The sequence below is a fragment of the Acidovorax sp. FW305-C-20-28 genome, from assembly GCF_058783375.1.
The window spans coordinates 25,690-39,216 of record NZ_JBYSYM010000045.1 but is presented as its reverse complement, the minus strand read 5'-3'; the positions used below and the strand labels follow the sequence as shown (position 1 = coordinate 39,216).

At 68.3% G+C, this 13,527-nt stretch carries 13 protein-coding genes; 10 read left to right on the top strand and 3 right to left on the bottom strand.

Annotated elements, in window-relative coordinates:
- Positions 1-239: 239 nt before the first annotated feature.
- The 4 genes from AC3WOH_RS31675 to AC3WOH_RS31660 all read left to right on the top strand — a co-directional run bounded on the left by AC3WOH_RS31675 (position 240) and on the right by AC3WOH_RS31660 (position 4,485).
- Positions 240-596: an FKBP-type peptidyl-prolyl cis-trans isomerase gene (locus tag AC3WOH_RS31675; RefSeq protein WP_492233311.1), complete on the top strand. Its 357-nt coding sequence runs from the start codon at positions 240-242 to the stop codon at positions 594-596.
- Positions 597-650: 54 nt separating this feature from the next.
- Entirely contained in the window at positions 651-1,691 is a 1,041-nt protein-coding gene (locus AC3WOH_RS31670; RefSeq protein ID WP_492233308.1) for a MerR family transcriptional regulator, read from the top strand.
- A gap of 65 nt (positions 1,692-1,756) precedes the next feature.
- Complete coding sequence (locus tag AC3WOH_RS31665; RefSeq protein WP_492233307.1) at positions 1,757-3,028, top strand: acyltransferase family protein; 1,272 nt, start codon at positions 1,757-1,759, stop codon at positions 3,026-3,028.
- A 170-nt stretch (positions 3,029-3,198) separates the two neighbouring features.
- Positions 3,199-4,485 carry an MFS transporter gene (locus AC3WOH_RS31660; protein ID WP_492233306.1) on the top strand — a complete coding sequence of 429 codons (1,287 nt, stop codon included), beginning with the start codon at positions 3,199-3,201 and terminating at the stop codon, positions 4,483-4,485.
- A gap of 120 nt (positions 4,486-4,605) precedes the next feature.
- On the opposite strand, the gene AC3WOH_RS31655 is transcribed toward AC3WOH_RS31660, so the two are convergent.
- The gene (locus AC3WOH_RS31655; protein WP_492233305.1) at positions 4,606-5,271 is read right to left on the bottom strand and encodes an NAD(P)H-dependent oxidoreductase; all 666 of its coding nucleotides are present in this window, start codon (positions 5,269-5,271) and stop codon (positions 4,606-4,608) included.
- 229 nt (positions 5,272-5,500) lie between these two features.
- Between AC3WOH_RS31655 and AC3WOH_RS31650 the strand changes: the two genes are divergently transcribed.
- Together AC3WOH_RS31650 and AC3WOH_RS31645 are read left to right on the top strand one after the other, a co-directional pair.
- The gene (locus AC3WOH_RS31650) at positions 5,501-7,675 is read left to right on the top strand and encodes a PAS domain-containing hybrid sensor histidine kinase/response regulator (protein WP_492233304.1); all 2,175 of its coding nucleotides are present in this window, start codon (positions 5,501-5,503) and stop codon (positions 7,673-7,675) included.
- Entirely contained in the window at positions 7,662-8,324 is a 663-nt protein-coding gene (locus AC3WOH_RS31645) for an RluA family pseudouridine synthase (RefSeq protein ID WP_492233310.1), read from the top strand. Before AC3WOH_RS31650 ends, AC3WOH_RS31645 begins: the two co-directional genes overlap by 14 nt.
- On the opposite strand, the gene AC3WOH_RS31640 is transcribed toward AC3WOH_RS31645, so the two are convergent.
- Positions 8,321-9,214, bottom strand: coding sequence for an EamA family transporter (locus AC3WOH_RS31640; RefSeq protein ID WP_492233303.1), 894 nt, complete (start codon positions 9,212-9,214; stop codon positions 8,321-8,323). The two genes, AC3WOH_RS31645 and AC3WOH_RS31640, sit on opposite strands and share 4 nt — an antisense overlap.
- Positions 9,215-9,283: 69 nt before the next feature.
- Here AC3WOH_RS31640 and AC3WOH_RS31635 point away from each other — a divergent pair, with 69 nt between their 5' ends.
- The 4 genes from AC3WOH_RS31635 (at position 9,284) to AC3WOH_RS31620 (ending at position 12,974) form a co-directional block, all read left to right on the top strand.
- Positions 9,284-9,802, top strand: a complete 519-nt coding sequence (locus AC3WOH_RS31635; protein ID WP_492233302.1) for a MarR family winged helix-turn-helix transcriptional regulator — start codon at positions 9,284-9,286, stop codon at positions 9,800-9,802.
- Between the two features lie 28 nt (positions 9,803-9,830).
- Positions 9,831-10,604 carry an SDR family NAD(P)-dependent oxidoreductase gene (locus AC3WOH_RS31630; RefSeq protein WP_492233300.1) on the top strand — a complete coding sequence of 258 codons (774 nt, stop codon included), beginning with the start codon at positions 9,831-9,833 and terminating at the stop codon, positions 10,602-10,604.
- A 34-nt stretch (positions 10,605-10,638) separates the two neighbouring features.
- Positions 10,639-11,823: a beta-ketothiolase BktB gene (gene bktB / locus AC3WOH_RS31625; protein ID WP_492233299.1), complete on the top strand. Its 1,185-nt coding sequence runs from the start codon at positions 10,639-10,641 to the stop codon at positions 11,821-11,823.
- A gap of 167 nt (positions 11,824-11,990) precedes the next feature.
- Positions 11,991-12,974, top strand: a complete 984-nt coding sequence (locus tag AC3WOH_RS31620) for a tripartite tricarboxylate transporter substrate binding protein (protein ID WP_492233297.1) — start codon at positions 11,991-11,993, stop codon at positions 12,972-12,974.
- 77 nt (positions 12,975-13,051) lie between these two features.
- Here the strand turns inward: AC3WOH_RS31620 and AC3WOH_RS31615 are convergent, their stop codons facing one another.
- Positions 13,052-13,489, bottom strand: coding sequence for a universal stress protein (locus AC3WOH_RS31615; protein WP_184865875.1), 438 nt, complete (start codon positions 13,487-13,489; stop codon positions 13,052-13,054).
- Positions 13,490-13,527: the final 38 nt, after the last annotated feature.

The following is a 13,527-nucleotide window of genomic DNA, read 5'->3' as shown; positions in this document are numbered from 1 at the left end:
CTTTTCTTGGCCCACCTTCTTTTGGCGACGCAAAAGAAGGTGGGTGCGCCGCCGGGCGCACATCCCGGCCTCCGCCCCATGCAAAAGCACAGAGCAACCACCGCAACAACATCGAACGAGCACCAACAAGAACACGACTAAGATCGCCCCTGTCTGAAATGTTCCATCCCAAAAAGGAGAACCCCTTGCGCCATACCCTGTGCCTGCTGCTCGCCACCCTCGCCATCGCCCCCGCCGCCATGGCCCAGCAAGCCGCCAAGCCCGTCACCACCGCCAGCGGCCTGGTCTACGAATCCCTCAAGGACGGCACCGGCGAATCGCCCAAGGCCACCGACACCGTCAAGGTGCACTACAAGGGCACCTTCCTCGATGGCAAGGAGTTCGACAGCTCCTACAAGCGCGGCGAACCCACCTCGTTCCCGCTGAACCGTGTGATCCCCTGCTGGACCGAAGGCGTGCAGCGCATGAAGCCCGGCGGCAAGGCCAAGCTGACCTGCCCGCCCGCCATCGCCTACGGCGCCAACGGTGCCGGCGGCGTGATCCCGCCCAATGCCACGCTGAACTTCGAGATCGAGCTGATTTCCGTCGGCAAGTAATAGTAAGAAGAAGTGGATCAGCGCGCGGGCCATTCATTCACCCATTCCTTGCACATGCTGCTGAAAGTCGGTGAACTGGCCCGGCGCACCGGCCTCACGGTGCGCACCCTGCACCACTACGACGAGATCGGGCTGCTCGCGCCCTCGGGCCGTTCCGAGGCTGGCTACCGCCTGTACAGCCAGGCCGATGTGCAGCGCCTGCACGGCATCCAGACCATGCGCCAGATGGGGCTGGCCCTGGGTGACATCAGCGGCCTGCTGTCCGGCGAAGGCATGGCGCCCGAGCGCATCATCGGCCAGCAGATCCGCTCGCTGGACCAGCAGATCACGCAGGCCACCGAACTGCGCGCGCGCCTGACCATGCTGCGCGACGGCCTGATGGCTGGGGCCGAGCCCGACATGGGCAACTGGCTCGAAGCCCTCGCCCTGATGACGACCTACGGCAAGTACTTCAGCGCGGCCGAGCTCAAGCTGATCTTCACGAACTGGAGCCTGATCGAGGCCGACTGGCTGGTGGTCAAGGACCTGGTGCGCAACGCCATGGACCGCCAGCAGCCGCCCGACAGCCCCGAGGTCCAGGCACTGGCCTACCGCTGGATGGCGCTGATGCTGCACTGGATGGGGGGCGACCTGGACCTGCTCGACCGCTGGGGCCACATGTTCCGCACCGAGCCCAGCACCCAGGGACGCAACCACGCGCCGCCCGGCGACATGATCGAGTTTGTCGAAACGGCGATCAAGATGCGCTTGGCCCTGCTCGAAAAATACCTGACCCGCGACGACCTGCGCCGGCTTGGGCATGTGCCCCACACGCAATGGGAGCAACTGGAGCAGGATGTACAGCGCTTGCTGGCCGATGGTGCCCCCACCAGCCATCCCGAAGCGGTTGCGGCGGCCCTGCGCTGGGATGCCCTGTTCGGACAGCTGACCGGCCACGACCCCGTGCTGCGCGAAAAGCTGCTCACGGCATCGGCGCAGGAACCGCTGCTGCGCGCCGGCTCCCCGCTGAGCCAGGCGGTGCGCAACTACCTGCTGGAGGTGCTGGCGCAGGCAGCCCCGGCAGAGCAGGCATCCGGCTTGCCCAAAAAGCGCTGAAAACGCTTGACCCTCACGCAACGTGAGGGCCTACAGTCGGCCCCAGAGCTTCCTCTGGACCGACCATGACATCCGCCGACGACCCCCATCCCGCCGACCGCCTGCACGCCCTGGACAACCTGCGCGCCACCATGATGTGGCTGGGCATCGTGCTGCACGTGGCGGTGATCCACCTGGTCTCCCCCTCTCCCCTGCCCTGGCACGACGACCGCTCGACCCCCTTGGCCGACCTGCTCATGGCATTCATCCATGCATTCCGCATGCCGGTGTTCTTCATCCTCGCGGGCTTCTTCGTGGCCTTGCTGGTGCAGCGCCGGGGGGCGCGCGGCATGCTGCGCCACCGCCTGCGCCGGCTGGCCTTGCCATTCGCCGTGTTCTGGCCCGTGCTGTACACCGCGTGCGCAGTGCTGGCCCTGCTGTTCCTGCACCGCATGGCACATGGAACCTGGGGCCTCGACCGGAGCCTGCTGCAGCCGCGCCCCGGCGTGCCCGAGGGCCCGTCCACCATGCACCTGTGGTTTCTGTGGCTGCTGCTGTGGTTCTGCATGCTCGCGGTACCCCTGCACTGGGCCCTGGTCCGCCTGCCGGACCGCGTGCATGCCGCCTTGGCGGCGGCCGTCACCCACCTGGGCGAGTCGCTCTGGGGCGCCCTGGTGCTCGCGCTGCCACTGGCCTGGCTGGGCAGCCGCTACCCCAACGGGATTCTGGCCCCCAGCGGCGCCTTCCTGCCGCCTCTGGCCGAATGGCTGCACAACGGCTTGTTCTTCGGCTTCGGCACCGGCGTGTACCTGCTGCGTGAGCGCCTGTTCGCACACTGGTTGCGGCACTGGCCGCTGTATGCAGCGGCGGGTGGCGTGTGCTTTCTGCTCACGGGCATCCTCATGGAGGCGCAGGCACACCCGGAGGCCTCGGCCTTCGCCCTGTTCCTGGCCACGGGCGTGCTGACCGAGACCGCCATGCAAGCGGGTACCACCCCGCAGCCACTGCTGTTCGCCATTGCCCTGGTCTACAACACCGCGTCCTGGCTGTGGAGCTTTGCGCTGATCGGCCTCTTTCTGCGCTATGTGCAAGGCCGCCACGCCTGGCTGGCCTGGCTGGCCGACAGCTCCTACTGGGTGTACCTGGTGCACATGCCCCTGACCATAGGCTTTGGCGCGCTGCTGTACGGCCTGCCGATGCCGGCACTGGCCAAGATGCTGGTCAACATCACCGCCACCACGGCCGTGTGCCTGCTGAGCTACCAATTCCTGGTCCGTTTCACCGCCGTCGGCGCGCTCCTCAACGGACACCGCCACCGCACTTCCCCTTCTTCTGGAGAACCCATCCATGCCCACTGAAAAGAAACACCCCCTGAGGCGCTTCGCGCCTTCCCCCTCTCTCGACCCGCTGCGCGACTCGGGAGGGGGACGCCCCCAGTGCGGCGGGGCGGCCCTTGCACGGGGACGCTGGCCTCGCGCGCGCCAGTCCCATGCTCTGTGGATGGCGCGCAGCGCCGTGGAGAACTGAAGTGAAACCGAACGCTGCGCTCTGGCGCGACCCCAACTTCCGCTGGCTGACCGGCGGCTCGGCCCTGACCATGCTGGGCGACCAGTTCACCCTGATCGCCCTGCCCTGGCTGGTGCTGCAGATGACGGGCGACACCCTGGTGCTGGGCACCGTGCTGGCCTTGATGAGCGTGCCGCGCGCGCTCTTCATCCTGGTCGGGGGCGCCCTGGTGGACCGCTACTCGCCCAAGCAGGTGCTGATGCTCACCAAGTACGTCAACCTGGTGCTGCTCGCCCTGCTCAGCGGCCTGGTGCTCACGGGCACGCTCACACTGTGGATGGTGTATGCGCTGTCGCTGGCCATCGGCCTGGCCACGGCCTTCAGCATCCCGGCCGGCACGGCCATGATGCCGCACGTGGTGCCGCGCCCGCAGTTGCAGGCCGCCAATGGCATCAGCCTGGGGCTGCGCCAGTTCACCATGTTCCTCGGCCCCCTGCTCGCGGGCCTGCTGCTCGCGCTGTTCGGCGACGGCAGCAGCGGCGCGGATGCGCGGGCCAATGCCACGGGCATCGGCATTGCGTTCGCACTCGATGCGCTGAGCTTCGGCATCTCGGCCTGGACACTGGCGCAGGTGAAGCCCCTCACAGGCACCGCCCCTGCGCCGCTGGGCGCACCACAGGCCGTGCTGGCCTCGGTGGCCCAGGGGCTCGTGCATTTCTGGCGCGACACGGAACTTCGCACCTGCTTTCTCTACTGGAGCGCCATTGCACTGTTCATCATGGGCCCCATCCACATCGCCGTGCCGGTGCTGGCCAGCAGCACGCCCACCCTGGGCGCGGCCGCCTTCGGCACCATGCTGGGCGCCCATGGTGCGGGCACGCTGGCAGGCATGGTGGCCTCGGGCATGTTCCCGCGCCTGCGCTGGGGCAGCCTGGGGCTGACCATCCTCGCGTTCGACGCCGTGATCGGCCTGCTGTTCATCCCCATGGGCATGGTCACGGTCGTGTGGCAGGGCGCGGGGCTGATGCTGGCCATCGGCCTGCTCGGCGGTTTCATGCAGGTGCGCGTGTTCACCTGGATCCAGCAGCGCGTGCCGCCCATGCTCATCGGCCGGGCCATGAGCCTGTTCATGTTCATCTTCATGGGCCTGGCGCCGATCTCGGCGGCCGTGACGGGCTGGCTCATGAAGAGCATCACACTGACCCAGCTGTTCGCCGCCAGCGGCGGTGCGCTGGTGGTGCTGGTGGCCCTGGCCTTTGTGCTGACGCCGCTGCGCCAAGTCAACGATGCGCCTCGGCCTGCGAACTGAGCGAAAAAACCGCCCTTCACTTGCGTGGAGGGCGGGTGAACGTCTTCAAGAAAGACGGCGGAGGAGAGAGATATGCAACCGGTTCCGGCCTGTCCTTGCGGGCTTGGCCGGGCGTTTCCATCACACTTCGGTGACGAACTGTTCGCGTGGGCGACGCACCTTCTTGAGGTTCACCAGCCAGTCGCCTTCGCTGGCGCGGTAGCCCAGGGGCAGGATGGCGACGCTGCGCAGGCCGCGGGCCTTGAGGTCCAGGATCTCGTCGAGGGCCTTGGGGTCGAAGCCTTCCATGGGGGTCGAGTCCACACCCTCGAAGGCTGCAGCCATCAGGGCGGCGCTCAGGCCGATGTAGGCCTGGCGGGCGGCGTGCTGGAAGTTCACTTCGGCATCGCGCTGGGGGTACATCCCGAGCAGCATCTGGCGGTAGTTTTCCCAGCCTTCGTTCTTGAAGCCGCGCTGCTCGTTGGTCAGGTCGAACATCATGTTGATGCGCTCGGCCGTGTAGTTGTCCCAGGCGGCGAAGACCAGCAGGTGCGAGCCGTCGGTGATCTGGCCCTGGTTCCAGGCGATAGGCTGGATGCGGGCACGCACGGCGGGGTCGGTCACGACGATGATCTCGAAGGGCTGCAGGCCGCTGGAGGTGGGCGCCAGGCGCGCGGCTTCGAGGATGCGCTCGACCTTGTCGGCCGGCACGCTCTTGGCGGGGTCCATCTTCTTGGCGGCGTAGCGCCATTGCAGCTTGTCGAGCAGCGGGTTGGCGGCGATGGTGGTGTGGTTGGCTGTGGTCATGGCCCTGGTTCCTGAAATATGGTCTTGGGTGTTGGAGGGACGGCATCGCAATGCCGATGGGTGAACTGTAGGGAACGGGGTGCTGTTCGGTAAGGCCCGCCGGGGAAAAGGATTGTTCGCAATCCATCAACAATCACCCCTTCCATGCGCGGTATGGGGGCTTCGGGAGGCTTACACTTGTTTTCCCCTCCCCCATCGCGCAGTGCCGCCTTGCTGATTGCCCCAGTCCATGAGTGAACCGGACCTGTCTTTCCTGGACCCTTCCCGGCGCCTGCCCGCAGCCGGTGCGGCAGCGGGCAGCGCGAGCTCGGCGTCCGAAAGCAGCGCCGGCAGCCCGGCCGAGGGCCTGGTGGCCGAGCTGCGCGCCTACCAGGCCGAGCTCGAAAGCCAGAACAAGGTGCTGCGCTACAGCCAGGCTGTGGCCGAGAGCGCCTCGGAGCGTTTCGAGACCCTGTTCGCCAGCATGCCGCTGGCGCTGATGGTGATCGATGAGCACGATATGGTGGTGCAGGCCAACTCCATGGCGCACCGCTCCTTCCAGCCCACGGAGCGCGACCGGCCGCTCACGGCACTGATGCCCTTCGTGAGCGCGGCCGATGTGAACCGCGTGAACAACGCCTTCGCCCAGGCCGAGAACCTGGGGCGCAGCGAAGTGACCGAGGTGGTCTTCGACATCGGCGAGGAAGTGCGGATCAAGGGCGACCTGCACATTGCCCACATCGAGGCGCCCCAGGCCGGCGGTGGCCCGCCCGTGTCGCAGTACCTGTGCGCGGTGATCGACCAGGGCCCGCTGCTCAGCGAGCGCCGGGCACTGCAGCACAGTGCCCAGGCCCTGCAGCAGCGCAACGAGCAGCTGTACGCCAGCGAGAAGCGGCTGGAGGCGGTGATCAATTCCGCCCTGGACGCCATCGTGTGCGTAGACCAGCACCAGCGCATCACCGTGTTCAACCCCACGGCGGCAGCGCTGTTCCAGTGCAGCGCCAGCGATGCACTGGGCAGCCCGCTGGAGCGCTTCCTGCCCGGCGCGACACAGGGCCTGACCTTTGCGCAACTGACCACGCAGGCCATGCTGGGCGAGATGACGGCGCTCACGGCGGGTGGCAAGGAGCTGGCCGTGGAGGTGAGCGTGTCCTTCGAGCGCCACGCCGAGGGCGAGACCACCACCGTGTTCGCACGCGATCTCACAGGCCGCAAGAAGGCCGAGGCGCACCGCAGCGAACTGGAGGCGCAGTTGCGCGAGTCGCACAAGATGCAGGCCGTGGGCACCATGGCCGGCGGTATCGCGCACGATTTCAACAACATCCTCAGCGCCATCCTGGGCAACGTCGAGCTGGCCAAGGCCGACTGCACGCCGGGCTCGCCCGCGCTCGAAAGCCTGCGCGAGATCGACAAGGCCGGGCGCCGGGCGCGCGATCTGGTGCGCCAGATCCTGACCTTCAGCCGCAACGAGCCACCGCAGCGCGCGGCCGTGCCGCTGGTGGAGGTGGTGCACGACACCGAGCGCCTGCTGCGCGTGACCCTGCCCCCGGCCATCGAGCTGCACATGCAGCTGCAGCTGGACCTGCCGCCGGTGCTGGCCGACGCCACCCAGGTCGAGCAGGCGCTGCTCAACCTGTGCACCAACGCCATCCACGCCATCGGCAGTGCGCGCGGCAGCATCCATGTGGAAGCCACTGCGGTGCAGCCCGACCAGCGCCTGGGTGAACGCCTGGGCCTGGCGGAGGGCCACTACGTGGCCCTCACGGTGCGCGACAGCGGGCCTGGTATCGACGCGGCCACCCTGCAGCGCATCTTCGAACCCTTCTTCACCACCAAGCCCGTGGGCCAGGGCACGGGCCTGGGCCTGGCCGTGGTGCACGGCGTGATGCGCACGCACGAAGGCGCGGTGGACGTGAGCAGCATTCCGGGCCATGGCAGCCGCTTCACGCTGTACTTCCCCGTGGCGCCCGGCGGCACCGAGACCGCGCCGGCAGTGATGCCGCCCCCGGCCCCCGCGCCGCTGGCCACGGCGCAGGCCGACCAGCGCAAGCCCCATGTGATGTATGTGGACGACGACCAGGCCCTGGTCTTCCTGGTGCAGCGCCTCTTGCGCCGGCGCGGCTACGAGGTGAGCGGCTACACCGACCCGCATGAAGCCAGCGCAGCGCTGCGCGCCGACCCGCAGCGCTATGACCTGCTGGTGACCGACTACAACATGCCCGGCTTTGTCGGTACCGACCTGGTGCGCGAAGCGCGCCAGATCCGCGCCGACCTGCCGGTGGCCCTGGCATCGGGCTATGTGACCACCGAAATCGAACAGGCGGCCATGGCCGAAGGCGCCAGCGCCCTGATCCACAAACCCAACGATGTGGAAGAACTGGTGGCCACGGTGCACCGGCTCATCCATGGCCATGCTGCCGGCTGAGGGGCCACTGGCCGTGCAGGCCCTGCACGAGGACGCCGACATCCTGGTGCTGCACAAGCCCGCCGGTCTGTTGTGCGTGCCCGGCCGCGGCCCCGACAAGCAGGACTGCCTGAGCGCCCGCGCGCAGCAGCACTGGCCCGGCGCGCTCATCGTGCACCGGCTGGACCAGGCGACTTCAGGCCTGGTGCTCATGGCCCGCCATATCGAAGCACAGCGTGCGCTGAGCCAGGCCTTTGCCGACCGCCAGGTGCACAAGCGCTATGTGGCCGTGGTGCAGGGGCAGATGCAGCCACTTGGCGAAGGCACCTGGACCGAGATCGATCTGCCGATCGCGGCCGACTGGGAGCGCCGCCCGCTGCGCGTGATCGACCCGGTGCTGGGCAAGCCCAGCCTGACACGCTGGCGCGCCGAAGCGCATGACCCCATGGCAGGCACCACCCGCGTGCTGCTCGAACCCGTGACCGGCCGCACCCACCAGCTGCGCGTGCACCTGGCAGCCCTGGGCCACGCCATCCTGGGCGATGCGCTGTATGCCGATGCCGCCACGCTGGCCCGGTCACCGCGCCTGCTGTTGCATGCGAGTGAGCTGGCACTGGCGCACCCAACCACCGGCGAGCCGCTGCAGTTCCATTGGCCGGCAGAGTTTTAGGACCGTTCGGCCTGGCGCGCCATGGCCCACTGCACGGCCAGGATGCTGGCCAGCACCACCACCACGCCCACCAGCGAGGTGCCGCGCAGCGCCTGGCCGAGCAAGGCCCAGCCCAGCAGCACGGCCGCCACCGGGCTCAGCAACCCCAACGATGACACCGCGATGGAAGGCAAGCGCGCCACACCCCGGAACCACAGCGCATAGGCCAGCAGCGCACCCGCGATGCTCAGGTAGGCGTACCCGCCCACTTGCGTGACCGTGAGCGCGGGCAGTGGCGGGTCCACCGCCCAGGCCACGGGCAGCAGCATGAGCCCACCGGCCAGCAGCTGCCAGCCCGTGAAGGCGAGCACCGGCAGGCCACCCGACTGCCAGCGCCGGGCGAGAAAAGTCCCCAGCGCCATGCACACCGTGCCGACGAACGCAGCCGCCACGCCGACCATGTCCCAGGCGGCGCCGGGCGACAGCAGCAGCGCCGCCATGCCGGCCACGCCGAGCGCCCCCGCCACCATGGCCAGGGCCGGGGGCCGGCGGTGGTCCACCGCCCAGGTCAGGCCCATCATCAAGAGCGGCCCGACGGCACCCACGACGGCGGCCACCCCACCCGGAAGGCGGTAGGCCGCCACGAACAGCAGCGCCTGGAAGACCCCCAGGTTGAGCGCCGCCAGCAACAGCAGGCGCGCCCAGCCCCGGCCATCGCGCAAGGCCGGCGCCTGGCGGCACCACAGCACCAGCAGCAGGCCGGCAGGCAGGGTGCGCAGCAGCGCGGCCGTGAAGGGCCGGTCCGGCGGCAGCAGCTCGGTGGTGACGATATAGGTGGAGCCCCAGATGGCGGGGGCCAGCGCGGTGAGCAGTACATCGCCCCAGGCGACGCGGGAAGGTGTCTCGGTCATGATTTTATCTTCAATTCAAGATAAATCACTGTACCATAAAATCTTGAAATCAAGACAACCTGCACCACCATGCCCGCACCCTCCGCCCCGCCCGATGCCGTCGATGCCATCCTGGCCCAATGGCAGCGCGAGCGCCCCGACCTGGACGTGGGCCCCATGGGCCCGATCGGCCGCCTCAAGCGCTGCGCAGCCCTGCTGCAGCGCCGGCTGGACGAGACCTTTGCCGAGTTCGGCCTGAGCTTCTGGGAGTTCGACATGCTGGCCACGCTGCGCCGCTCGGGCGCGCCCTATTGCCTGGCGCCGACCACGCTGTTCTCGACGCTGATGGTCACCTCGGGCACCATGACCCACCGCATGAACAAGCTGGAGGCCAGCGGCTTCGTGGCGCGCCTGCCCAACCCCGAGGACGCGCGCAGCATGCTGGTGCAGCTCACCCCTGCAGGGCTGGCGCTGATCGACCGGGCCGTGGAGGCCCATGTGGCCAACGAGCACCGCATCCTGGCACCGATGAAAGCGGCCGATCTGGCAGCGCTCGACGCCAAGCTGGCCGTGCTGCTGGCCGCCCTGGAATCCCCGGGCGACAGCTGATGGCGTACAGGCGCAGTACGATGGAGGGATGTCCCAAACCCCACATCTCTTCATCCTGACCGGCGGCTCGCGCGGCATGGGCCTGGCCATAGCCCAGCAACTGCTGCAAAGCCCCGCAAACACCCTCATCAGCCTGGCACGCAGCAGCCAGGACGCCCTGAGCACCGCAGCCAAGGCCTCGGGCGCCACGCTCGAGCAGTGGCAACTGGACCTCGCCCAGGGCGAGCAGGCCGCCAAGCGCCTTGCGGACTGGCTGGCCGCGCAGGCCCCGGGCCGCTTTGCCAGCGCAACCTTGATCAACAACGCCGGCGTGATCCCGCGCATCGCCCCGCTGTCGGGCAGCGATGCCGCCGACCTGGCCAACGCCCTGCGCGTGGGCCTGGAGTCGCCCATGCAGCTCACGGCCGCCTTCCTGGGCGCCACCGAGGGCTGGACGACCGCGGCGCGCAAGGTGCTCAACATCTCCTCGGGCCTGGGCCGCAAGGCCATGGCCTCGCAGGCGGCCTACTGCGCGGCCAAGGCCGGCATGGACCACTTCACGCGCTGCGTGGCGCTGGACGAAGCCCACAAACCGAACGGCGCCAAGGTATGCTCGCTGGCTCCGGGCGTGATCGACACCGATATGCAGGTGCAATTGCGCGGCGCCGCACCCGAGGCTTTTCCGGACCGCCAGAATTTCGCCAACCTCAAGACGGGCGGCCAGCTCACGTCGCCCACCGATGCCGCCACCCGCGTGCTCGCCTGGCTGGACCGCGCAGACTTCGGCACCAACCCCGTGGCCGATGTAAGAGACGCTCAATAGAACCAACAGACCTCCCTCCAGAAAGGACATTCCCATGACCCGTGAAGTCGTCGTCGTCAGCGCAGTACGCACCGCCATCGGCACCTTTGGTGGCAGCCTCAAGGACATTGCACCCACCGAACTGGGCGCCCTCGTGGTGCGCGAATCGCTCGCGCGTGCCAACGTGGAAGGCAAGGATGTGGGCCATGTGGTGTTCGGCCATGTGGTGAACACCGAGCCCAAGGACATGTACCTCTCGCGCGTGGCCGCCATCAACGGCGGTTGCGGCGAAGCCACGCCCGCCTACAACGTGAACCGCCTGTGCGGCTCGGGCCTGCAGGCCATCGTGAACGCCAGCCAGTCCATCCTGCTCGGCGATGCCGACGTGGCCATCGGCGCCGGCGCCGAGAACATGAGCCGCGCTCCGTTCGCGAGCCTGAACACCCGCTGGGGCGCGCGCATGGGCGACACCAAGATGGTGGACATGATGATCGGCGCGCTGCACGACCCCTTCCACGCCATCCACATGGGCGTGACGGCCGAGAACATCGCCGCCAAGTGGGGCATCAGCCGCGAAGAGCAGGACAGGCTGGCCGTGGAAAGCCACAACCGCGCCGAGCGCGCCACGGCGGCGGGCTACTTCAAGGACCAGATCGTGCCGGTCACCTTGAAGAGCAAGAAGGGCGACGTGCAATACGCAACGGACGAGCATTTCCGCAGCGGCGCCACGCTCGACGATTTCGCCAAGCTCAAGCCGGTGTTCGCCAAGGAAAACGGCACGGTGACGGCCGGCAATGCCTCGGGCATCAACGACGCAGCCGCGGCCGTGGTGCTGATGGAAGCCGGCGCCGCCAAGGCGCGTGGCGCCAAGCCGCTGGCGCGCTTGGTGGCCTACGCCCATGCCGGCGTGGACCCCAAGTACATGGGCATCGGCCCCGTGCCTGCCACGCAGCTGGCACTCAAGAAGGCCGGCCTCACGGTGGCTGACCTGGACGTGATCGAGGCCAACGAGGCCTTCGCCGCCCAGGCCTGCGCCGTGAGCAAGGACCTGGGCCTGGACCCGGCCAAGGTCAACCCCAACGGCTCGGGCATCTCTCTGGGCCACCCCATCGGCGCCACGGGCGCACTGATCACGGTGAAGGCCTTGCACGAGCTGCAGCGCGTGCAAGGCCGCTATGCGCTGGTGACCATGTGCATCGGCGGCGGCCAGGGCATTGCCGCGATCTTCGAACGCCTCTGACCGATACCGGGGCCTGCCATCGCCACCCGCGATGCTGCCACCCCGTATTGGCAAGGCAGCACCCCCGCCGTATCGGCGATCATGGCGAGGTGCTGGCCCAGACCGGCAGAGTGGAGCATGCCCGCCGCGGCGGCTCCCCCATTGAACCGACGGAGACATCTTTCACCATGATTCGCACCCTGATTTCCTTCAGTGCGCTGGCCCTCGCCCTGGGTGCCACCGCCCATGCCCAGGCACCCGCCCCGGCCGCAGGCTACCCCAACAAGCCCATCCGCCTGATCGTGCCCTTCCCACCGGGCGGCGGCACCGACATCCTGTCGCGCCTGGTGGCCACCAAGCTCACCGAGAGCGCCAAGTGGACCGTGGTGGCCGACAACAAGGCCGGTGCCGGCGGCACCATCGGCATCGGCGAGGCCGTGAAAGCCGGGCCCACAGGCTATGACCTGGTGATGGGCCAGAAGGACAACCTGGTCATCGGCCCCTGGCTCTACAAGAACCTGCCCTGGGACCCCACCAAGGACCTGACCGCCGTGGCCCACGTGGCCTACACGCCCGTGGTCATCGCCACCAGCGCCAACTCCAAGTACAAGACCCTGGCCGATGTGGTCGCAGCCGCCAAGGCGGCGCCCGGCACCGTCACCTACGGCTCGCCCGGCAACGGCACCTCCATCCACTTGGCCGGCGATCTGTTCGAGAAGGCCGCGGGCGTCAAGCTCAGCCACATCCCCTACAAGGGCTCGAACCCCGCCCTCATGGACGCACTGGCCGGCAATGTGGACCTGCTGATGTCGTCCGTGCCTTCGGCCATGGGCCAGCTCAAGTCGGGCAAGCTGCGTGCCCTGGCCGTCACCTCGGCCAAGCGCAGTTCCTCCCTGCCCGACGTGCCCACGGTGGCCGAATCGGGCTTCAAGGGCTTTGACGTGAGCACCTGGTATGGCGTGTTCGCCCCCGCCGGTACGCCCGCCAACGTGGTGTCGGCGGTCAATGCCGAGATCAACAAGCTGCTGGCCACGCCCGAGATGAAGGACGCCATCCACGCCCAGGGTGCCGAGCCCGAGGCCATGTCGGCCGCCCAGTTCGGCACGCTGCTCAAGACCGACTACACCAAGTGGAAGGGCATCGTGGAAGCTTCCGGCGCAAAGATCGAGTAACCGGAAGCTTTGCGGCTTCCATGAAAAATGGCTCCCTCGGGAGCCATTTTCTTGTTGGTGTGCGTGACCGCTGCAGTTCAGGTACGCACAACCAGCACCGGCACATGCACGGCACCCAGCACGCGCTGGGTCACGCTGCCCAGCACCAGCTTTTCCAGGCCGCGGCGGCCGTGCGAGCCCATCACGATCAGGTCGGCGCCCGTGCTCAGCACGGCGCTCAGGATGCCATCGTGCACGGTATGGCCCTCGCCCACCACCGTGCTCACCTGCACGCCGGCAGCGGTGAGTTCGGTGCGCGCCTTCTCCAGCGCGGCGTTGGCCTCGGCCGTCGCGGCGCTCAGGTACTGGGCCTGGCCGTAGGCAAAGTCGGCGCCCACGCCGGTGAACGGATAGGGATCCACCACGTACAAGGCGGTCACGGCGCTGCCGAAGGTCTTGGCCAGGCCCGCTGCCTTGGCCACGGCCAGCGAGGCGATGTCGGAGCCGTCAATGGGAACCAGGATGTGCTTGAACATGGTGTCTTCTCCTTGTGTGAATGCACCCTCGGCGAGGC

Bases quoted from the DNA above. Each gene is read 5' to 3' on its own strand.
- AC3WOH_RS31670 (WP_492233308.1), top strand. From the start codon at position 651: ATGCTGCTGAAAGTCGGTGAACTGGCCCGGCGCACCGGCCTCACGGTG.
- AC3WOH_RS31615 (WP_184865875.1), bottom strand. From the start codon at position 13,489: ATGTTCAAGCACATCCTGGTTCCCATTGACGGCTCCGACATCGCCTCG.
- AC3WOH_RS31635 (WP_492233302.1), top strand. From the start codon at position 9,284: ATGCCCGCACCCTCCGCCCCGCCCGATGCCGTCGATGCCATCCTGGCC.
- AC3WOH_RS31620 (WP_492233297.1), top strand. From the start codon at position 11,991: ATGATTCGCACCCTGATTTCCTTCAGTGCGCTGGCCCTCGCCCTGGGT.
- AC3WOH_RS31630 (WP_492233300.1), top strand. From the start codon at position 9,831: ATGTCCCAAACCCCACATCTCTTCATCCTGACCGGCGGCTCGCGCGGC.
- AC3WOH_RS31640 (WP_492233303.1), bottom strand. From the start codon at position 9,214: ATGACCGAGACACCTTCCCGCGTCGCCTGGGGCGATGTACTGCTCACC.
- AC3WOH_RS31655 (WP_492233305.1), bottom strand. From the start codon at position 5,271: ATGACCACAGCCAACCACACCACCATCGCCGCCAACCCGCTGCTCGAC.
- bktB (WP_492233299.1), top strand. From the start codon at position 10,639: ATGACCCGTGAAGTCGTCGTCGTCAGCGCAGTACGCACCGCCATCGGC.
- AC3WOH_RS31675 (WP_492233311.1), top strand. From the start codon at position 240: ATGGCCCAGCAAGCCGCCAAGCCCGTCACCACCGCCAGCGGCCTGGTC.
- AC3WOH_RS31665 (WP_492233307.1), top strand. From the start codon at position 1,757: ATGACATCCGCCGACGACCCCCATCCCGCCGACCGCCTGCACGCCCTG.
- AC3WOH_RS31650 (WP_492233304.1), top strand. From the start codon at position 5,501: ATGAGTGAACCGGACCTGTCTTTCCTGGACCCTTCCCGGCGCCTGCCC.
- AC3WOH_RS31645 (WP_492233310.1), top strand. From the start codon at position 7,662: ATGCTGCCGGCTGAGGGGCCACTGGCCGTGCAGGCCCTGCACGAGGAC.